The organism is Pontibacter liquoris, from assembly GCF_022758235.1.
In the GTDB taxonomy this organism is placed as follows: domain Bacteria; phylum Bacteroidota; class Bacteroidia; order Cytophagales; family Hymenobacteraceae; genus Pontibacter; species Pontibacter liquoris.
On sequence record NZ_JALEBG010000001.1, the window covers coordinates 1,935,522 to 1,957,278 of the forward strand.

The 21,757-nt window shown below is 49.7% G+C and carries 12 protein-coding genes; 8 read left to right on the plus strand and 4 right to left on the minus strand.

Going from position 1 to position 21,757, the window contains the following annotated elements; genetic code table 11:
- Positions 1-33: 33 nt before the first annotated feature.
- Complete coding sequence (locus tag LWL52_RS08000; protein WP_242918641.1) at positions 34-1,170, minus strand: sensor histidine kinase; 1,137 nt, start codon at positions 1,168-1,170, stop codon at positions 34-36.
- A gap of 392 nt (positions 1,171-1,562) precedes the next feature.
- Here LWL52_RS08000 and LWL52_RS08005 point away from each other — a divergent pair, with 392 nt between their 5' ends.
- On the plus strand, positions 1,563-1,982 hold the full coding sequence (locus LWL52_RS08005) for a response regulator (RefSeq protein ID WP_242918643.1): 420 nt from the start codon (positions 1,563-1,565) through the stop codon (positions 1,980-1,982).
- Positions 1,983-2,013: 31 nt separating this feature from the next.
- Here LWL52_RS08005 and LWL52_RS08010 read toward each other — a convergent pair whose 3' ends face one another.
- A complete protein-coding gene (locus LWL52_RS08010; RefSeq protein ID WP_242918645.1) occupies positions 2,014-2,865 on the minus strand; it encodes an SdiA-regulated/phytase-like domain-containing protein in 852 nt (283 codons plus the stop codon).
- A 223-nt stretch (positions 2,866-3,088) separates the two neighbouring features.
- Positions 3,089-5,632: a cation-translocating P-type ATPase gene (locus LWL52_RS08015; RefSeq protein ID WP_242918647.1), complete on the minus strand. Its 2,544-nt coding sequence runs from the start codon at positions 5,630-5,632 to the stop codon at positions 3,089-3,091.
- A 245-nt stretch (positions 5,633-5,877) separates the two neighbouring features.
- Between LWL52_RS08015 and LWL52_RS08020 the strand changes: the two genes are divergently transcribed.
- The 5 genes from LWL52_RS08020 (at position 5,878) to LWL52_RS08040 (ending at position 15,759) form a co-directional block, all read left to right on the plus strand.
- The gene (locus LWL52_RS08020) at positions 5,878-6,735 is read left to right on the plus strand and encodes a restriction endonuclease (RefSeq protein ID WP_242918648.1); all 858 of its coding nucleotides are present in this window, start codon (positions 5,878-5,880) and stop codon (positions 6,733-6,735) included.
- Between the two features lie 84 nt (positions 6,736-6,819).
- Positions 6,820-8,334: a thymidine phosphorylase family protein gene (locus tag LWL52_RS08025; RefSeq protein WP_242918649.1), complete on the plus strand. Its 1,515-nt coding sequence runs from the start codon at positions 6,820-6,822 to the stop codon at positions 8,332-8,334.
- Complete coding sequence (locus tag LWL52_RS08030) at positions 8,331-9,218, plus strand: ribose-phosphate pyrophosphokinase (protein WP_242918650.1); 888 nt, start codon at positions 8,331-8,333, stop codon at positions 9,216-9,218. Before LWL52_RS08025 ends, LWL52_RS08030 begins: the two co-directional genes overlap by 4 nt.
- 1,011 nt (positions 9,219-10,229) lie before the next feature.
- Entirely contained in the window at positions 10,230-14,600 is a 4,371-nt protein-coding gene (locus LWL52_RS08035) for a CusA/CzcA family heavy metal efflux RND transporter (protein WP_242918651.1), read from the plus strand.
- A gap of 4 nt (positions 14,601-14,604) precedes the next feature.
- Positions 14,605-15,759, plus strand: coding sequence for an efflux RND transporter periplasmic adaptor subunit (locus LWL52_RS08040; protein ID WP_242918652.1), 1,155 nt, complete (start codon positions 14,605-14,607; stop codon positions 15,757-15,759).
- Between the two features lie 60 nt (positions 15,760-15,819).
- Here the strand turns inward: LWL52_RS08040 and LWL52_RS08045 are convergent, their stop codons facing one another.
- Positions 15,820-17,988: a malectin domain-containing carbohydrate-binding protein gene (locus LWL52_RS08045; RefSeq protein ID WP_242918653.1), complete on the minus strand. Its 2,169-nt coding sequence runs from the start codon at positions 17,986-17,988 to the stop codon at positions 15,820-15,822.
- A gap of 653 nt (positions 17,989-18,641) precedes the next feature.
- On the opposite strand from LWL52_RS08045, the gene LWL52_RS08050 reads away from it, so the two are divergent.
- Together LWL52_RS08050 and LWL52_RS08055 are read left to right on the plus strand one after the other, a co-directional pair.
- The gene (locus tag LWL52_RS08050) at positions 18,642-20,120 is read left to right on the plus strand and encodes a M14 family zinc carboxypeptidase (RefSeq protein WP_242918655.1); all 1,479 of its coding nucleotides are present in this window, start codon (positions 18,642-18,644) and stop codon (positions 20,118-20,120) included.
- 154 nt (positions 20,121-20,274) lie between these two features.
- A complete protein-coding gene (locus LWL52_RS08055; RefSeq protein WP_242918657.1) occupies positions 20,275-21,507 on the plus strand; it encodes a nucleoside recognition domain-containing protein in 1,233 nt (410 codons plus the stop codon).
- Positions 21,508-21,757: the final 250 nt, after the last annotated feature.

Below are 21,757 nucleotides of genomic sequence, written 5' to 3' on the forward strand. Positions count from 1 at the left end.
AAAATTAAATCAAAAGTAAAAGACAGCCTACTATCACATAACGGCTTTCAAATATATTTTAAAGGTGGTGCCTTTCCCATCTTCGCTCTCCACTTTGATCTTACCGCCGGCGTTATCAATGATCCGCTTCACCATATAAAGCCCAATGCCGGTGCCCTCCACATGGTCGTGGAAGCGCTTGAACATGGTAAACAGCTGCTCGCGTTGCCGCTCGGTTATGCCTAATCCATTATCATTTACACATAACAATACATAAGGTTCCTGCAGGCGGGTTTGTATTTTTAAAATGCAGTCCCGTTCAGGCGACTGGTACTTAATCGCATTGCTAATGAGGTTGTATAAAATACTTCTGAAGTTTTTACGGGAAAACTGCAGCTGATGCACCTGAAAGTCTGTCTGAATAAAGCAGATCTTATGGCGGGTGGGGTAGTCCATGTCGGCTAAGATCTCGTCATATACTTCGCTGATGTTGATGATTTCTTCAGTCCGGCTCTCATCAAGATCATTCTGCAGGCGGCTGATTTCGGTCAGATCATCAATGGTTTGTTTAAAACGGCTTATAGATGACAATATCCGTTGAAAAATTTCATCTGTATGGGTGTTCAGGCAAGCAGACTCCTGGAGTTCCTCTGTCAGCAAACTGATCAGCGCTTCGATATTGGTGATAGGCGAGCGCAGGTCATGCGATGCAGTATAAATAAAGTTATCCAGGTCCAGGTTTATCTTTTGCAGCTCGTTGTTTTTATGTTCCAGGGCATGCTGCTGGCGTTCGGCTAGTTTATCCTGCAGCTCCTTCTGTTTGGTTATGTCGCCGGTAATTTTGGTATAACCTATATGTTCGCCATTCTCACCGAATATAGCCGTCAGAGTGATAGAAGCCCAGAAAAGGGAACCATCCTTTTTTTTACGCCAGTCTTCGGTTTCGTAAACACCATTTTCCAATGCCAGGGCCAATTCTCTTTCCGGTAAGCCGGCCTGCTGGTACTCGTCAGGTGATAAAACGCCGTAGAACTGCCCCACGATCTCTTCTGCTTTGTAGCCTTTCAGCCGCTCTGCGCCAATGTTCCAGGCTACAATATAGCCCCTGGTATCCGTTGGAAAGATGGCATAATCCTTAATCTGATTAATAAAATAACTGTTAAGGCTTTCTGCCGATCGAAGTGGATCCATGTGGTAACATTATCAATTTGTATCTTTTACTAATAAAGTGAATCGAGGGTTTAGCTTTGTTTTTACCAGTTCCTGCCATACTACGCTGTAAACAGCCTTTTGAGATGCTTTTTAGAAGTAAAGTATTGCATTATCGTTTAACTAAATGTAGAATAAACCGGGCCAAAACAATGCAGAACGCCAACATGCCAACCGTGCCCAGCAGCCCGGCAAAAGGCTTATTTCAAAAGGTTGATAATCAACTTTAAACATAGAAATAGAATCATACTAAATGCCGGCACCTGTCTGACCGAGGGGAGCCTACCGGAAGACGATTCTGCATGGGGGGTTAATTATTCCATGTAAAATTGGTTTTCAGTTGAAACTCTCCTGCGTTATTCCGTATACGGAGCATGCATAAAATTACCAGCACGTTGCTTATAGATGATGATTCTACCACAAACTTTGTTAATCGCATCTTATTAGAGAAGTTAGAGGTAACCGATGCCGTATTTGTAGCGCGTAACGGCCAGGAAGCACTCCAACTCATTCAGACCCTTTGTGAGGAAGGAAACTGCCCGCAATTGATCCTGCTCGACATCAACATGCCTGTTATGAATGGGTTTGATTTTTTAGAAGCCTTTAACCAGCTCGAATTTGAGCAAAAAGAGTCGATTGTAATCGTTATGCTGACCACGTCGCTTCACCCGCGTGATGTGGAACCGCTTCAGGAAATGCCCATCCATAGTTATCTGAACAAGCCGCTTACCAAAGAAAAAGTGCATGGCCTGCTTCGTACGCATTTTAACTTTGAGTTTCCTGTGCTGGAGTAATTCCTGGGCATTTATACTTGTAGTTTCATGTTTATCGCTTTTTATAGAAGTATAACTTTACCTCACTGGCTCCTGCCTTCTCGCTTAAAGTAAAGTAGCCCTCGTTATGTAAGGCAATCGTGACAGCCTCGCCCTGGGGTTCTACGATGTAGGGAAGGGTAGTATAGCTTTTCTGCAATACCTGCGCAATAGATTCCTTTACGGCACGAGTGTAGTAAAAGAGGTTGAGGTATGTTTTAATGATAATGCCCATGCCATCGACTGAGATCGCTGCACTTACTACCGGGCCGTAGGGTAAAACCCCAGCCAATTCAGCAATATTGTTATTTTGATGGTATGGGTAAGCCAATTTATAGATTTTGGCCGGAACATCGCTTTTGGTAAAGATATAAATATCCCTGCTTTCCGGATCAATCAGAAAGGCTTCTGCATTATGCACGCCATCGGCATACCTGAAGTGAATTTCTTCTATGTTACGAACTGTATCTTGAGAAGCCGGTGGCTCCGGAAATTTATAAAATGTATAGCTTGTAAAAGCTTTATTATTATCCCCGATATCAGCCAGGTAGAGGTCATTACCCGAAAGCGCGATATCTTCCCAATCCTGGTTTGTAATTCCCTTCAACGAAATGGTCCGGACTGTTTTCCCATCATGAGCCAGTAAGTATAACTGCGTCGGGTTATTCTGATCTTCCTGTACCCAGAGAAATCCGGGGTTAATTTTACTTTCTGCTATACCCGAAGCTTCTATTATGGCTGCAGGAACAGGTGTAATAAGGGGGCTTTCGTGAAAGGTTTGCAAAGGAGCCTCCGAATCCTTTTTGCTGCAGGAAAGTAAAAACAAGCACATACAGCCAACCACAAACTTTCCAAGCTTCTTCATTGATATAGTACGATTGAATAGTAAACTATATTTACGGCAGGCAAATAAACAGCATGGGGTTTATTAATTAATTTAGTTAAATAGTTATAAAAGCGTGTGTGATGATTTAGAAGAGAGGTAGGATTCTACAGAAATCAAGTGGCGCATACCTGACCAGCAAGTATGGACGATTCTTAATTGAGCAAAAAAAATATCAATTGGTTGCGCCTTTGTTGTTCCCTCCTTAGGTCTGTGACCTTGCTGGCTGCGAGATGATGGCATTTGCCTGCCTGCTATGTAGCCTTTTGCGCCATTTCACCGCTTCATACCAGATCACTGACAGAAAACCGATCAGCAAACTGGTACTTAGTTGCGACAAGGGTAATGCCACAAATCCGAAGAAATTCGCAAGTGGTCTTACATATACCAGTAAGCCTGTAATAGCGATGGTTAAGCTGATAATAAGCGGTACGAGGTTATTTTTATATTTCAGTGAGGTGAGTACAGAGTAGTAAAAGGAGCGGTTCACGAGCGTAAGAAAAATGTTCGCTGTGATCAGCGCTGTGAATACCATGGTGCGGGTCAGCGACTCGCCAAAGCCTTGCTGTACGGCATATTGGTAAATTGTGAGCGTTCCGGCCGTGATCATCAACCCCTGCACTATACTTGTTGTCAGCTCCTTCCAGTTAAAAAAGGTGGTGGTAAATGGCCGCGGTTTCTGAAGCATGATGTTCTTCTCCATCGGTTCGTTTTCATAGATGATGGAGCAAGTCGGGCCCATGATCAGCTCCAGAAAAATAATATGAATAGGCGAGAAGAGGTTAGGATACACCCAGCCCAGAGCCAGCGGCAGAAAGACCGTCAGGATAATGGGAATATGGATGGAGATAATATATTGAATGGCTTTTTTTAGATTGGTGTAGATGCGCCTGCCCATAGCCACGGCTTCCACCATTTTGGACAGGTCGTCTTCCATCAATACTAGCGAAGCGGCTTGTTTGGCCAGCTCTGTTCCTTTCTTGCCCATGGCTATACCGATATGGGCCGCTTTCAGTGCCGGTCCATCGTTTACGCCGTCTCCCGTCATAGCCACGATCTGTTGATCGGCTTTCAGGGCATTAATGATCTTTAGTTTGGCATCCGGAAACATGCGGGTAAACACATTTACCTCCATCACCCTTTGCTGTAATTCCGGTTCGGGTAAGCGCATCAGCTCCTCTCCCGTAATGCTTTTCTCATATCCCCGGAAACCGATCTGGCGGGCAATGGCCATCGTCGTTGCTGCATTATCGCCGGTTACTATTTTTACGATGATTCCTGCTGTATAAAAATTTTCTAACACCGCATGGATGTTCTTTTTTGGCGGATCATAAAAAGCCACTAGCCCTTTAAATGAAAACGGCAGTTGCTGCTGCTGTTCCGGAAAGTCGTTGCTAGTAAAAGCTGCTTCTCCCACACCTAAAACTCGGAAGCCTTCCGTAGCCAGCGCCAGCAGGGCCGCCTCTGTCTGTTGTTTTTCGGCAGGCGTAAGTTCACAGATCTGCAGTAAAGTCTCAGGTGCGCCTTTAGCCGCTATAATGCGGTGGCTTGCTTCATCTTCGAACACATGTGTCATCATGGGAGGCTTACCTCCCAGCGGGTATTCGTGTACCATTTTATAGTATGGCCTTTCATCCGCGCTTTGCAGGTTGGCATAAGCCTGGTGCAGGGCCACTTCCATGGGGTCGAAAGGCACGGGCTCGCTGGCCCACATAGCCAACCGGACCAATTCATGTTCCGCTTCATTCCATGCTTCTTCCGGCGATGTGATCCTTTGAGAGGCGAGTGCAAAAAGCCGGGCCAGGCTCATTTTGTTTTCCGTGATGGTACCGGTCTTATCGGTGCAGATCACCGTAGCGCTGCCCAGGGTCTCTACCGTTTTCATCTGTTTTACAATGATGCCCATTTTCATCAGGCGCCACGCTCCAAGCGCCATAAAGGTGGTAAACGCCACTGGAATTTCTTCCGGAAGGATGCTCATCGCCAGGGTCAGGGCCTTAAGTAAACTATCCAGCAAGTGGTAGGACATTACATAATTGATGCCCCATACGATAAAGAAGATGACTGCGCCTGCCACCACCATTTTCTTCACAAAGTTGGTGATCTGCTGCTCCAGCGGTGTTTTTTCTTCCGTTATACTTTCCAGGCTTTTGCCGATCTTCCCTAATCTGGTTTCATTTCCTACAGCCAAAACCGTGGCAAGGGCCAGTCCGCTGGCTACGGTGGTGCCCTGGTAAATATAATGATCTTCTGTTGTCGCATCTTTGGAAACGGCCAGGGATTCCCCTGTGAGGATAGCCTCGTTCACGGAAAAGTCATTGGAGTGCACAATTGTACCGTCGGCGGCAATCAAGGTGCCTTCCTCCACCATCAAACTATCACCAACAACCAACTCCGCGCTTTTGATCTCAGTTACCTGGCCATCCCGAATCACATGACAGGTAGGTTGGGTAAAAGCTTTCAGCTTTTCTAATGCGTGCCGGCTTTTCGTATCCTGGTACAGCGAAATAGCGGCTACCAGCACTATAGCTGCCGCCAGAAAAAGGGCATCGCCGGGTTTGCCGCTGAGGTAATAAATAAAAGCCGCTACAAATAATAGGAGCACCATCGGCTCCTTGATCAGGCTTTTGAGAGCATCCAGAAAGCCACTTTCTTTTTTATAAGTTAATGTATTGGGGCCATACTTTTCCCTTGCTGCCGCCACCTGCGCCTGACTTAAACCCCGTATATTAAAATTGTTTGCAGACATAGTTGGTAACGTTTGAAAAAGGGAATTCCTAAACAGCCAGGTTCTTAACAGGTATCCTGATTTTTTCTGTTACATATGCGCCCTGGCTTCAGGCAGGCTCACCAGACGCTTTAACTTACTTTAAGCTGCAGGTTTTTAAGCGGATATACCTTGTTTATACTTAAAAGTTTATAACTTAATGCTATGTGTGCAGGCCTAAACTGTGTAGATGGTCAGCTTATCCGGCTTTAACTTGAAGTCATAGTATGAAGAATGAAACAGACACGCTGGAAGTAGTTAAGTCTTCGGGCGAGAAAGCGGTTTTTTCTGTCAGGAAGCTTACAAACTCCTTGCGCCGCTCCGGTGCCGATCCTGCTTTGATAGACACTGTATTGCAGCAACTTGAACCCACATTATATGAGGGTATCACCACCAAAGAGATTTACAGGAAGGCATTCAGCATACTTAAAAAACTATCCAGAGCCACTGCCGCCCGGTATAGCCTGAAAGAAGGTATCATGCAGCTGGGCCCCACCGGATTCCCGTTCGAAAAATTTGTAGCGGAGATCCTCAAAACCCAGGGGTACCACACCCGCATCGGTGTGTTTATAGACGGGCATTGCGTGCGGCACGAGATAGACATCATTGCCCAAAAAGAAGGCATCACGCACATGATCGAGTGCAAGTTTCATAACCAGAGCGGCACTAAAAGCGATGTCAAGATCCCGATGTATATTCATTCCAGGTTTAAAGATGTGGAGAACGAGCAAGTAGCTGAAAATACCTTTGAAGTACGCTTCCATCAAGGGTGGGTGGTAACCAATACCCGTTTTACCGATGATGCCGTAAAGTATGGCACCTGCATGAACATGCACCTGATGGGATGGGATTTTCCGGCAAAGGGCAGCCTGAAAGATTATGTGAATTCCTTCGAATTATACCCGCTCACCTGCCTTACCTCGCTTACGCATGCTGAAAAACAACTGCTGCTGGCTCATAAACTAGTGCTTTGCAAAGAACTGCTGCACAACAGGCAGGTACTGCTCCAAGCTGGCCTAAAACCACACCTGCTGGAGAACGTCCTGAAAGAGGTGAAAAGCCTCTGTGGCCACCTTCCTGCTTAGCTTAAATGTCTTTTTGGTTTCAAACTGATCAGAAAACTAACTAACATTTAAACATTTAGCGTACATGCTCTTAAACATCCCGGTATGGCAGAGCAGCACAGCAACATCCTTCTTCTCCGCAAATTAGGTATTGATACGCACACGGAAAACATGATCTTTGTGCGGGCCGATTCGCAGGTGTGCCGTTCGGAGGGCTTTACCGCCAGCACCCGCGTGACGATTCATTTCGGGACACGGAGCATTGTCGCTACCCTGATCGTGATCACCTCCAGACTGCTTTCAGAAGGCGAAGCTTCTCTCTCGGAGAATGCATTTGAAAGCCTGCAAGTGCAGGAGGGGGATCGGGTAACAGTGGAGCACCTGCGGCCAATCGTATCCTTCCGCGACGTACGTGCCAAAATGTTCGATAAAAAATTTAACGCGCAGGCGCTGCAAGGCATCATCGCTGATATCACCAACGGGTATTATTCCCATATTGAGATTGCAGCGTTTGTTACGGCCTGCTCCGGCGACAACCTGGCCCTGGATGAGGTGATCTACCTTACCAAAGCCATGATCGACTCCGGATCACGCCTGAGTTGGCACAAACCCATGATCATAGACAAACACTGTGTGGGCGGTTTGCCAGGTAACCGTACCACGCCCATTATTGTCCCGATTATAGCCGCTGCCGGGCTCACCATCCCCAAGACCTCCTCCAGGGCCATTACTTCGCCCGCAGGGACAGCCGATGTGGTTGAAACGATGACGCCCGTTAACCTGACGCTGGCACAGATCAGGCACGTGATCCGAAAAGAAGGCGGGTGCATGGTTTGGGGAGGCGCCGTAAAGTTAAGCCCGGCCGATGATCTTATTATTTATGTAGAGAAAGCGCTGGATGTGGACAGTGCCGGCCAGATGATCGCCTCGGTATTATCGAAAAAAGCGGCAGCAGGTTCTACACATACCATCATTGACATTCCGGTAGGAGACACCGCAAAAGTGCGCTCCAAAGAAGAAGCTTTTCTGTTGGAGTATTACTTCCGGGCCGTGGGTCTTTCCATTGGCCTGGAGGTGGAGGTGCTGATTACGGATGGTTCTCAACCAGTAGGGCGGGGCATAGGCCCGGTGTTGGAAGCCAAAGATGTGCTGTCTGTCCTGCGCAACGAACCTGAAGCGCCCGCCGACCTAAAAGAACGATCTTTGAAACTGGCCGGTTTGATGCTGGAAACAGCTGGCGTAACGGATAAAGGCAAGGGATTAGCCCATGCCCGGCAACTGCTGGTGAGCGGGGCCGCTTTAGACAAGTTTTATAAGATATGCGAGGCGCAGGGCGGATTTCACGAACCGGTTACTGCTGCTCTTAGCCATGATGTGCTGGCCGGCGAGCAGGGCACTATAACACGGATCGATAACCGAAAGTTGGCGAAGGTTGCCAAACTAGCCGGTGCCCCTAAATCACCGGGAGCAGGGCTTCACTTTAAAGCGCCTTTAGGTACCCGGGTGCAGAAGGGGCAGCCGCTTTTTACTATCTATTCCGAATCGGAGGGCGAGCTTGCCTATGCGCTGAATTACCTGCATAATACCAACCACGTGCTGAAAATTGATCCTAAAAGATGAAACCCGTTCTTTTCGCTTTGCCCGGCAACGAAGCTTTAACGCAGTCGCTGGCTGTTATACTTGGCGCAGAAGTAGGCGAAGTTATGATCAGGCATTTTCCGGATGGTGAAACCTACGTGCGCGTACTCTCCCCTGTAAAAGCAAAAAAGGTAGTGCTGGTCTGCACCCTGCACCCGCCCGATGATAAACTCTTGCCCTTATACTTTCTGTCGGCGCTGTTGCGTGAGCTTGGAGCTGCCAGCATTTGCTTGGTGGCGCCTTACCTGGCGTATATGCGGCAGGACAAGCAATTTCAACCGGGCGAGGCCTTAACTTCCCGCTACTTTGCCGGCCTGCTGGCAAGTATAACCAACAGCCTCATCACCATCGATCCGCACCTGCACCGTTTCCATAACATGGAGGCGCTTTATACCATACCTGCGCTGGCCCTTCATGCAGCCCCGGCATTAGCCCGGTGGGTAAAACATGAAGTTGCACACCCTATACTTATCGGGCCGGATGAAGAAAGTATGCAATGGGTGAAAGAAGTTGCTTCGTTAGCCGGCGCACCTTACCTGGTGCTGCAGAAAACCCGTTTAAGCGACGAGAAAGTAGCGGTAACACAGCCGCAGCTGGCCGCATATCCACAGCATACTCCGGTACTGGTAGATGATATTATCTCGACGGGCCATACGATGATGGAGACGGTGCAGCACCTCAAACCTTTATCGGCGCAAAAGCCTATTTGCGTGGGCGTGCATGCTGTTTTTGCCGCAGGCGCTTACGAGGCGCTGCTGCAGGCGGGCGCTGCAAGGGTGGTTACCAGCAACACCATCCCGCATATTTCCAATGCCATCCCGATCGACAGCTTACTGGCGGAAGCCATTGCGAAATGGGCTATTTAAAGATACACGTTAATGCCCCGGTAGAAGCGAAACCAAGTTCGGGTAAAGTAGCCTGTTATCCGGCTAACAGTTGAACATGCGGCAAACGATATCGCAAAAATAAGGCGCAACAATCCTGTGCGCCTTGTAAGATGCCTTGCTTTGGGGGTGTGTACAAGGTTAAGCGAGATGGCAAACCACCATTACATCCAGTAATGATCGAAATGTTTACGACTTGGCTTCTGTTTGCCATACATATAGTAAAGCAGGTAGCCTAGGGCGTAAAATGCCAGAACCAGGGTTATGATTATAATTTCCATAGCTCCTTATACGGAAGAAGCAAAGAAAATATAGCTTTACACAGGAAAGAGGCGCCATTTTCTTTTCCTTTTAGTGCTCCGACTTATACTTAACAAAAATTTTAAGGGTACTTTTATGAAGTTTGGTTTTCTGCTGATACCCTGATAGTTGCGATATCCGGCGGTATACGTTCCAAAAAGCAAGCTCCCGTGCTACTTTAATTTACCTTCAGAATTATACTTCGAATGAGACAAGAAGAAAACCAACGCCTATCCATATTACGGGCACGGTTGAAACTTTAAACCAACTTCCTTGCGCTGGTGGCTGGTAAAAATTACTGTCAGGCCGCAACAGGTATACGCTTGTTTTGCCAGCATTCGCCCTGTCAGTCTTCAAGGCCTTCATAAGTTTATTACCCGGTTCTTTCCGCATACTTCCTGTAGTCATGTTAAAAACTGATCTTTATCATCGCTATAATGCTTTAAAAATAAGATTTTTACCACCTGGTAATACATCTTTCCTCGTCTTGCAAAGCATCCGGTAAATGCGCAAGAATATATGAAGTAGCGCTGAAATTACTTTAAATGACATGAAGGAAGCGCTCACATAACCTGGCAAAGGATTATCTTTGGCTCAAGAGTTCTATTACCTCCTTGTATAGGGGAGGCTATAGCGGATACAGCGGACATCTTTTTCGTTCGGTAGCGAGCGGCATATATAAAGAAAAGCATTATGCTGAATAGGATCATTTCCTTCTCCATACAGAATAAGCTCATCATCGGGCTTTTTGTATTTGCCTTGATCATAGTTGGTGTGTACAACGTTTACCGGCTGCCCATCGATGCCGTACCTGATATAACTAATAACCAGGTACAGGTGATCACCGTGGCGCCTTCGCTGGGCGCCCCCGATATTGAGCGGCTGGTAACATTTCCGGTTGAGCAGGCCAACAGCAATATTCCGGGACTTAAAGAAATACGCAGCTTTTCCCGTTTCGGGCTTTCCCTGGTTACCATTGTTTTTGAGGATGGGGTGGAAGTATACTGGGCCCGACAACAAGTGGCTGAGCGCCTCCAAACCGTAGCTAACCAGATACCGCAGGGCGTGGGTACGCCAGAGCTCGGGCCTGTTACATCGGGCCTTGGCGAGATCTACCAATATGTGGTGCGCCCCAAAAAAGGCTACGAAGGCAAGTATGACGCCATGGAACTGCGCACGATTCAGGACTGGATTGTGCGGCGGCAATTGCTGGGCGTGCCGGGTGTAGCTGATGTGAGTAGTTTTGGCGGTTATCTGAAACAATACGAGATCGCTGTTGATCCTGCCCGCCTGAAGTCCTATGGCCTCTCGATCGCGGATGTATTCACCGCACTTGAAAAAAACAACCAGAACACAGGCGGCTCCTACATCGACAAAGGCGATGCCGTGCTTTTCATCCGCAGTGAAGGCTTGCTGGGCTCCCTGGAAGACATCCGAAGTATAGCGGTCCGGACTACAGAAAACGGCACGCCGCTGTATCTGCGCGATGTGGCGGAAGTAGGCTTTGGCCATGCGACCCGTTTCGGAACTATGACCTACAACGATCAGGGCGAAGTGTCCGGTGCTGTGGTTATGATGCTGAAAGGGGCTAACAGCAACCAGGTGATCAAAGACGTTAAAATGCGTATTGCCCAGATTCAGGAAACCCTGCCGGAGGGCGTGGTGATCGAAGCGTTCCTGGATCGCACAAAAATGGTGAACAATGCTATCAGTACGGTAGAGAAAAACCTACTGGAAGGGGCGCTAATCGTGGTATTTGTGCTGGTACTGTTCCTGGGCAACCTACGCGCCGGCCTGATCGTCGCCTCTGTCATTCCGCTGGCCATGTTATTTGCTATAACCATGATGAACACCTTTGGTGTGAGCGGAAACCTGATGAGCCTGGGCGCTCTGGACTTTGGCCTGATCGTGGACGGAGCCGTGATCATAGTGGAGGCGGTGCTGCACACGTTCCACTTTAACAAGCGCTTTGCCACCACCAACCGCATCGACCAGGCACAAATGGACGAGACGGTGCAGCAATCGGCCAGCCGCATGATGAACAGCGCCATCTTCGGGCAGATCATCATCTTGATCGTATACCTTCCCATACTTTCGTTGCAGGGAATAGAAGGCAAAATGTTCCGACCGATGGCGCAAACCGTAACCTTTGCCCTGGTTGGCGCTGCCATACTTTCGCTTACGTATGTGCCGATGATGAGCGCGCTGTTCCTGAGCAAAAAGATCAGCCATAAAGCCACTTTCTCGGACCGGATGATGGCTCGGATGGAGAAATTTTACCAGAAATACCTGCGCCGCGTGATCGCCTTTCCCAGAACCGTTCTTGCCACTGCGCTGGCGTTGTTTGCGGGAGCAGTTATGGTGTTGATGACTTTAGGAGGTGAGTTCATACCCAGCCTGGAGGAAGGCGACTTTGCGGTGGATACCCGCGTGCTGACGGGCAGCAACCTGAATACCACCATTAAGGCTACCCAACAGGCCGCTGGCATCCTGCTCGAGCGCTTCCCTGAGGTGGAGAAAGTAGTGACCAAGATCGGCTCCGGCGAGATCCCCACCGATCCAATGCCCATTGAGGCCAGCGATATGATGGTGATCCTGAAGCCGAAGAAAAGCTGGACTTCCGCAACCTCCTTTGATGAGCTAGCCACAAAAATGGGGATCGCGATACAGGAGGTGCCCGGCATTACGGCCGGATTTCAGTACCCGGTGCAGATGCGCTTTAATGAGCTGATGACGGGTGCCCGCCAGGATGTGGTTTGCAAGATTTTCGGCGAAGACCTGGATACGCTGGCCACTTACGCCAAGCAACTGGGGGCGCTGGCAGGGACGGTAGAAGGAGCAACCGACCTCTATATCGAAACGGTTACAGGCATGCCGCAAATCGTGATCAGGTATAATCATGGCGCCATTGCCCAGTACGGCTCCAATATTGCTGAAATCAACCGCACGGTAAATGCTGCCTTTGCAGGTGTTAGCAGTGGCCTTGTATTTGAAGGCGAACGGCGCTTTGATCTTGTTGTGCGCTTGCAGGGCGAACTCCGTAAGAACCTGACCGATGTGCAGAACCTGCTCATTCCTACCCAGGGAGGGCAGCAGGTGCCGCTTTACCTGCTGGCGGATGTGCAGCTGCAGGAAGGCCCTTACCAGATACAACGCGAAGATGCCAAACGGCGCATCATGGTGGGCTTTAACGTTCGCGGCCGCGATGTACAAAGTATAGTAAGCGAACTGCAGCAAAAGGTACAACAAAAACTAAAGCTACCCTCGGGCTATTACGTGGTGTATGGCGGCGCTTTTGAAAACCTGGAGGCTGCCCGCAAGCGCCTTAGCGTGGCAGTACCGGTTGCGCTGGGGCTTATATTCCTGCTCTTATACTTCGCTTTCCGGTCGGTACGCTACGGCCTGCTGATCTATTCTGCCATTCCTTTGTCGGCTATTGGTGGTATTTTTGCCCTGTGGCTGCGCCAGATGCCCTTCAGTATTTCGGCCGGGGTCGGATTTATTGCCCTGTTCGGCGTGGCCGTACTCAATGGCATCGTAATGATTGCCGAATTTAACCGGCTGCGGCTGGCGGGTGGTATGAGCCTGCAGGAGATTGTGCTGGAAGGCACCAGGTCCAGGTTGCGCCCGGTGCTGATGACGGCCAGCGTAGCCAGCCTGGGATTTCTACCCATGGCGCTTAGCTCCGGCGCAGGTGCCGAAGTACAACGCCCCCTGGCAACCGTTGTGATCGGAGGACTGATAGTTGCCACCCTGCTAACCTTATTCGTATTGCCTTCATTGTATATCCTCTTCGAAAAAGCAGCGCATCATGACAAAAAAAGTCAAAAGCCGGTGGCTGCTCTGGGGGTGATCCTGCTTCTGATGCTACTACCCAACGGGGTTTCGGCACAAGAAACGATTACCTTGGACAAAGCCATTGCCCGGGCACTTGCTCAAAACATGTCTTTAGCAAACGCGCGGCTGCAGGCAGCTTCGCAGCAAAAGCTGCAGGGCACCGCCTGGGATATTCCGCAAACTGTGGTTGCAGGCGAATACGGGCAGATTAACAGCGCTTATAACGACACCCGCTTCAGCATTTCGCAGAGCATCAAATTTCCGACTGCATATTCCAAACAGAAACAGTTGCTCCAGCACGAGTGGCAGCAGGCTTTGCGCCATTCGGAGCTCAGCGCCTTTGAGCTGCAATGGCAGGTTACCCAGCTATACTATGAGCTGCTGTATACCCATGAAAAACAAAAACTGCTCCTTCGCACGGATAGCCTGTATGCCAGCTTTCTGACGAATGCTGAGCTGCGCTTTGCCAAAGGGGCCAGCAACATCCTGGAGAAGAACACCGCCCAGGCCCAACGGGGACAAGTAAGCCTGCAGCTAAACCAGCTGCAGCAGGAAATTGCCGGGCTGCAGCAGCAGTTTCAGTTGCTGCTGAGCACGGATACGGCCTATGTGCCCGCTGCCCAATCGCTTAAAATGCCCTTGCCAACGCCTGCTGATACTACAGCCCTGGCGGCACATCCCTACTTAAAGCTCTTGCAGCAACAGCAGGAGGTAAGCCGTTCGAAGACACGGGCGGAACAGGCCGGTTTCCTGCCCGAGCTCCACCTGGCCTACAACAACCAAAGTATAAAAGGACGGCAGAACATCGATGGCGTGGAACGAAATTATACCACCTCAGACCGGTTTTCGGCGGTCCAGCTGGGTGTAGGAGTGCCCTTGTTCTTTGGTGCCCAGCGAGCCCGGGTGCAGGCAGCCAGGGTGCAGGAGCAGGTTGCCCGTAACAATTACCAGGGCGGGAAGCTTTCGCTTGAAACGCAGCTTTCCAAAGCGCTGGAGCAATTCCGGCTGGCTACCCAAACCCTTTCCTATTTTGAGCAAACGGCCTTGCCTGGTGCGGCTTCCATCATTAAAACAGCCGATGAACAGTTCCGCAGCGGCGAGATCGATTACCTGGAGTGGGTACTGCTCACCAATCAGGCCATCACCTTGCAGACCAACTACCTGGATGCTGTACGAAGCTACAACCTAAGCTTGCTGGAGATCAGCGCCTTAACAGGAAAAAAATAACGTCATGAAAACCGCTATTTATACCCGCTTTATACTTATTGCCGCCCTCACAGGCCACCTGGCTGCCTGCAGCACCGAGCAACCCGCTGAAACAGCCGTGGCCGAAAAACCGCAGGAAACGAATCTGGTACAGCTTACACCCGCGCAACTGAAAAATGCTGGCCTGCAAACCGGCAAACCACAGCAGAAAACAATTGCCACTGCCCTGCAAGTGAACGGGATAATGGAAGCACCGCCACAAAGCATGATCTCGGTGAGCGTGCCGTTAGGGGGTTACCTGAAAAAAACTAATCTGCTGGCGGGTATGCACCTCAAAAAAGGGCAGTTGATGGCTGAACTGGAAGACCAAGGCTACATCCAGTTACAACAGGATTACCTGACCGCCAAAGCGCGGCTTGCTTACCTGGAGCAGGAGTATAACCGGCAGCGGGAACTGAACCAGAGCAAAGCCAGCAGCGACAAAGTGTATCAGCAAACGCAGGCTGATTTTAAAAGCCAGCGCGTCTTGCTGCAGGCCTTGGGCGAAAAACTGCGAATGGTAGGAACTAACCCCAATAAGCTGACGGAAAATAACCTGACCCGTACCATGCGCCTGTATTCTCCAATTGATGGCTACGTGACGAAGGTAAACGTGAACATAGGGAAGTATGTGGTACCGACAGATGTATTATTTGAGTTGGTAGATCCACGCGACCTGCACCTGATGCTCACCGTTTTCGAAAAAGACCTGGATAAGCTGGCCATTGGGCAGGAGGTTGTGGCCTACCGGGCTAATCAGCCGGAAAAGCAGTACCCGGGCAAGATCGTGTATATTGGCAAAGAAGTAGCCGGCGACAGGGGCGTGGAAGTGCATTGCCACCTGGAAAAGGAAGATCCGGCGCTGGTGCCCGGCATGTTCATGAATGCGGAGGTTGAATTACAGAGCCAGCAGGCGTACACCCTGCCCGAAGAAGCCATCGTTCGTTTTGGAAACAAACAGTATGTTTTTGCCGCGCGCGACAGCGGCATATTTGAAATGCTGGAAGCACAGACCGGCAACTCAGAGCACGGCTTTACCGCTCTGCTCCCTAGCCCATTAGTTCATCCTGAGAACCAGATTTTCGTAACAAAAGGCGCTTATTCGCTTCTGATGAAACTTAAAAACAAGGAAGAGGAATAAATCTCAGGTTAAACGGGTCTAAGAACGGATGCAGGCTTTAGATTTCCAGCTTCCAGTTATTTACCTGGTCAGCAGCAGCTTTTTGCGTGTCGTACCAGTCGTGGAAACTGCTTCCAGCAAGTATAAACCGTTAGCCATACTCTCCGGTAGGATCATCATGGACTCTGAGGTCCCCATTAGATTAGTTTGAAGGTGAAGTCTCCGGATTACGCGGCCAGTCACATCCTGAAGGAACAGGTCTACTGGCTGGCCGGCTTTATAGCCCTGTAGCTTTACAGCTACCCGCCCCGTTATACTTGGGTTCGGCCACACCTGCAGGGTGCAACAGGTGTTAGAGCCTGCCAGCGGTGGAGGTGTCCCCAGGGCCGTAGCGGAGTCCGGACCCGCTACTTCAATAGCAGAAATAAGTGCATTGCCCGAAAGGGAGGTAAACCGGATCGAGAGCACGCTATCATTCACCGCAATATCCTTGAAAGACTCCACCACGGCACGGTGATAACCCGCTTGGGCATAAATATCATAGTTGCTGAGCACCTGCTGTCCTTCCATCGCCACAGCAAACCTGCGGGCCCCAGCTTCTTTAAAAGTGGGCTCCACAAAGTATAACTTTACTGCATACTTGCCGGCACCCGGTACCGGTATGTTATAGTCAAAGGCGCTGTCAGTTGGCGCATAACGGTACTGCTGGTAAAGGGAGTCGTCCGGGGTGCCGGCCACTTCAAAGAAATCTGCAGCCGGTTTGCCACCTTCAAAATAGGTATCTGCTCTCCAGAAATGGCCTGCACTATTTGTATAGCCTGCGCCACCTGCATTTATACGTATATTATTCTCCTTGCTTTCAGCGGCAGTAATGGTCAGGTTCACACAGAAGCTTGCTTCTTCAAAGTCCGGCCCATCACCCTGGCCTTGTGCAGTTACAGTGGCTGCATAGGTGCCGGGCGCCAGACCAGCGGCATCAATCGTAGCTTCGATGTCTACGGCTGTCGGCAGCGCCTTACCGTTGGGTTTTTTTGTTATTCGGAGCCAGTCAGCGTCCGAGGTGAGGGTGTAAGCTTTTTCGCCTTCTAGGGTATAAAGCAGGTTTTTGAGAACCGCGTGCGTACCGGATTTCATATTTTTTGTAAAGCAGCCTGCCCCAAAACCAAGTTTATAAGGAATATGGCGATCAATAGGTGCCGTATACGTCTCTTTCCGGGGATCTACATCACCGATCTTGCCGCCGGATAACACAAACGTGCTGCCCACTACCTTGGCAGAAACGCCGATATAAGGATTAGGTAAATCATACTTGTCAGCATTGGCCCAGGAGCCAAGCCCCTTGTTTGCCCCCGGTGTAAGAATGGTTACTTTGGAGGTGGCCCCATCGCCCCCGGCAAAATAGATGCTACCATCCAGCGGAAAAATGGACGCCTCGCAATGCGAGCGCACCGTAGGAAGATCCGTTAGCCGGGTCCAGGTATCGGTGAGCGGGTCGTAACGATGGGAGTATATCTGGTCTTCTCCGCCGCCACAGTCGTGCCCGAACTGGCCGCCGATTACATAGAGTTTACCCGCCAGCACGGTCGTGCTGATATGGTTGCGCTTGATGGGCATAGGTTTGCGCGTATTCTGCCACGTAGTATGTGCCGGGTCGACCAGCCAATCATCTACATTTAAGGTCAGGTGGTATTTGTCCTGGTCATTATCGCAGGCTGTCGCAACAAAACCTCCAACCACATGGATGGTGCGGCCCAGCAGCCCGGCGCCCCCGCCGCCCCAAAGGAGGCGTTTGCCCGTGGCCGGGTCTTTTAACGCAGGTCCCCGCGACCAGGAATCCTGGCTGATGTTGTAGATCCATACTTCATTCGTTAACGGTCCATGGCTATCGGTCAGTCTGCCGCCGATCAGCCAGACGGTATTATCTACCAGTACAAACCCTTCGTGCGTTACGGCTTTGCCCTCGGGCATGGGCGCGATATAGGTCCAGGTATCGGTTTGTGGGTCATATACTTCATTCGTGGGCTCTACATTCGGCCAGGTGCTGAACCCGCCAAAAGAGTAGATCTTCTCCTGGTACACCACTGTTGCCATCTCGCCCCGGTCGTTGTGGGCATTGCGCACGCGCTTCCACTGCGCAGCAGCCTCCTGCGCCTGTAGTAAAAGCAGCAGGACTAAGATCAGCAGGAACCTGCTCCTTACGAGCCTTGGTTCCTTGCGCAGGAGGTACAATTGCTTCCAGCTTGCAGCCATCGTATATGCTTGTTTGCCAGTAGATGATATTCTTTTATACTTTAAACCTACCTATATGAGAAGTTAAGAGTTGAAGGATAAAGACCTATGTTCAGCGACATGAATTAAATCGGTATAAGCGTATTAAAAAGCAACATCGCTATGCCGCTGCTGCCTTTGTAGGCTCGCCTTTGGCATCATACTTTGGGAACCAAATATCAAGGTAAAAGGGTGAAAGTGCAGGCTTAACCCCCACGAAGACTACTGATTCAGCAGCTTTTGGTTGATCGTATAAATGCGCAAAAAATGAATGTAATTCCTATCTGTATACTTCCTGCTTTTAAGTTTGTTGTTCCTGGCAGTTTAAGTTGATGTTCTTGCTCTAAACCTTACATGTTGTTCCGCAGGGTTTTATTAATATAAGAAGCAGGAGTAAGGCTGCGTTTATACCTTAAACAGCAATGTTGCCAATCTGTTTTTAATACTGTTCATGTTACATCTATCATAATGCTGGAAAGGAATTACGATACGCTGCTTCGTTTGAATCAAAACATGATCTCTGTTTTCTAAAAACAAAAATTCGTACTTACATTGGGCGCTGAAAAATTGTATGGGTGGAAGCGGAAAATCGCATCTTTACCTGTACCGTTAAAGTGCCTGTTTAGGATGGGCTGATGAAAAATATAACCTGTAGTATACTTACGCTCATGACGCTTCTGGCAACCCAGTGCCAACGGAAACCGACCACCTATGTGGCAACCCAGGCCTTTGAAATGCACGAATCCTATAAAGAACCGGCTTTCCAATCCCGCCGCTTTAAGCACCAGGACATGGTGCCGCTGCTGGAGGAGCTAAAGGAGAACCCGTTGTTTGAAGTACAAAAGGTGGGGGAGTCGGTAGAAAAACGAGCTATTTACCTGGTTAAAGCTGGCACCGGAAAAACAAACGTGTTGCTCTGGTCGCAGATGCATGGCGATGAGTCAACGGCTACCATGGCCTTGTTTGATTTGTTCAACTTCCTGCAGCAGTCCGATGACCTGGACCCGGTGCGCAAACAGATACTGGAAAATATCACCTTGTATGTGGTGCCGATGCTGAACCCGGATGGCGCCGAGCAGTTCAAGCGGCGTAATGCCTTGGAGATTGATCTCAACCGCGATGCCCTGCAACTCCAGAGCCCTGAAGCCCGCCTGCTAAAAAGCCTGCGCGACAGCCTGAACCCTGTTTTTGGTTTTAACCTGCACGACCAGAGCCGCTATTATGCTGTGAGCACCACTTCGAAACCGGCTACCATTTCCTTTCTGGCCCCAGCTTATGATACTGCCCAGACAGTGAATAAGGTACGGGGCCGCGCCATGCGTACTATTGTTGGGATGAATGAGGCCCTGCAGCACCTGATTCCGGGGCAGGTAGCCAAGTATGCAGATGAACACGAGCCGCGTGCTTTTGGCGATAACATACAAAAGTGGGGCACTAGCGTAATCCTGATTGAATCGGGCGGGTATAACGGCGATCCGGAAAAACAGATGATCCGGCGCCTGAATTTTGCTTCTATGATTTCTGCACTGCAGCTCATTGCGGCCGAAGGGTACCAGAATTATACCTTGGAAGATTATTATGAGATACCGGAAAACGCGCGCACCCTCTTTGATGTGGTGATCCGGAACGTGCGTTACCAGGAGAACGGCCGCGACACGCTGCTGGACGTAGGCGTGATGCGCGACGAGGTGGAAGTGGCAACCGCCCGCGGATTTTACACCCAAAGCAGCGTACAGGAGATAGGAGACATGCGCGTTTTTTATGGCTACGAAGAGGTGGATGGTACAGGCCTGATCCTGGTGCCTGGCAAAGTATACGGCACTGCTTTCGAAGACCTCGCAGCACTAACGCCTCAGCGCAGCCTGCAGCTTTTACGGGAGGGGTATACCACCGTCCGGCTGCACACCCTACCGGATACTGCTGCAGATCCGCTCCAGCTACCCCTTAATATTACCAGCGCCTCGGGTAAAGTAAGCCATACGTTAAGTATAAACGGCGGCGCAGATTTTGTATTGAAACAGGCCGACGGGCAGGTAAGATACGTGATCGTGAACGGCTTTGTCTATGATCTGCAAGGCGAAAAGCCCGCTCTTTTTCATGGCCTTATACTCTAAAGCAGGTTGTAGCCTTGCCGGCAGGAGTCTCTATCCGGAAAAATAGCTCTTAAAATATAGCGTCTAATCCGCCGGCCGTGCTCAGCAGACCGGCGGTTTTTTAAAACGGTTTTGTATCTTTCGGGCTCATTCCTCACCAACCTAGCCTTTTTACATGGTTTTAAATTATCTGTGGGCCTTCTTTTTTCTGATCGCTTTCGCTATAGCCCTTTTTAAGCTCCTTGTCTTTCAGGATACAACAATTTTCCAGACCCTGGTTTCCAGTACTTTCGATAATGCCAAGCTGGGTTTTGAGATATCGCTGGGCCTGACGGGCGTGATGACCCTGTGGCTGGGCTTGATGAAAGTAGGGGAGCGCGGGGGCATTATCAATATTTTTGCCCGCCTGGTAGGCCCTTTCTTTAGCCGGCTGTTCCCGCAGTTGCCCAAAAATCACCCTGTTTTCGGGTCCATTCTTATGAATTTCTCGGCCAACATGCTGGGTCTGGACAATGCCGCCACCCCACTGGGGCTCAAAGCCATGAAAGAGATGCAGGAGCTGAACCCCGACAAGGACACGGCCTCTAATGCGCAGATCATGTTCCTGGTTCTCAATACCTCGGGCCTGACCATCATCCCGATCAGTATCATGGTTTTCCGGGCGCAGCTCGGAGCAGCCGACCCATCCGATATTTTCATTCCCATTCTGCTGGCAACATTTTTTTCTACCATAGTAGGGCTCATCAGCGTGGCGCTTTACCAGCGCATCAACCTGTTCGACAAAGTGATTCTGGCTTACCTGGGTACGCTGGTGCTGCTGATCAGCGCCCTTATCTATTATTTCAGCACCATTCCACAGGAGCAGATCAGCACTATTTCCACTGTGGCTAGTAACGTGATACTGTTTTCCATTATCATTTCTTTTATCGGCCTGGCGCTTGTCAGAGGCGTGAATGTGTATGAAGCTTTTATTGAAGGCGCAAAGGAAGGTTTCTCAGTGGCCATCACCATCATCCCGTACCTGGTGGCTATACTGGTCGCCATCGGCGTTTTCCGGGCTTCCGGAGCACTCGATTTGCTGGTAGCTGGTTTAGGTAATGTCTTTGGATTGCTGGGGATGAATACAGACTTTGTGCCGGCGCTTCCGGTAGCCTTTATGAAACCCTTGAGTGGTAGCGGAGCACGTGGCATGATGGTGGAAGCCATGACAACGTACGGCGTGGACTCGTTTGTTGGCAGAGTAGCCTCTACGATACAGGGGTCTACCGAAACTACCTTCTATATCCTGGCTGTTTATTTTGGCTCTGTAGGTATCCGGAATACGCGTTATGCCTTGGTGTGCGGGTTACTGGCCGATCTGGCCGGCGTGATCGCCGCTATACTCATCGCCTATCTTTTCTTCCATTAAGGCAGGGTTATTACCTCCTCCAAGTATGTGCAAGCGGCCTTCTAAGCTATAGAAGGCCGCTTGCATTATATCCCTACTTGGCAGAGTTTATTTTATCTCAGATTTATATATCAACAAGGCGTTTTATACTTTGGGATGATTCCCTCAGGTCTTTCTTTTCCTTTCTGCAGGGAAGCAAGTATCATCTCATAGGTACTTTCCCATACTACCACTCATAAGAAATCACCATTAAACTAGTATAACTACGTAT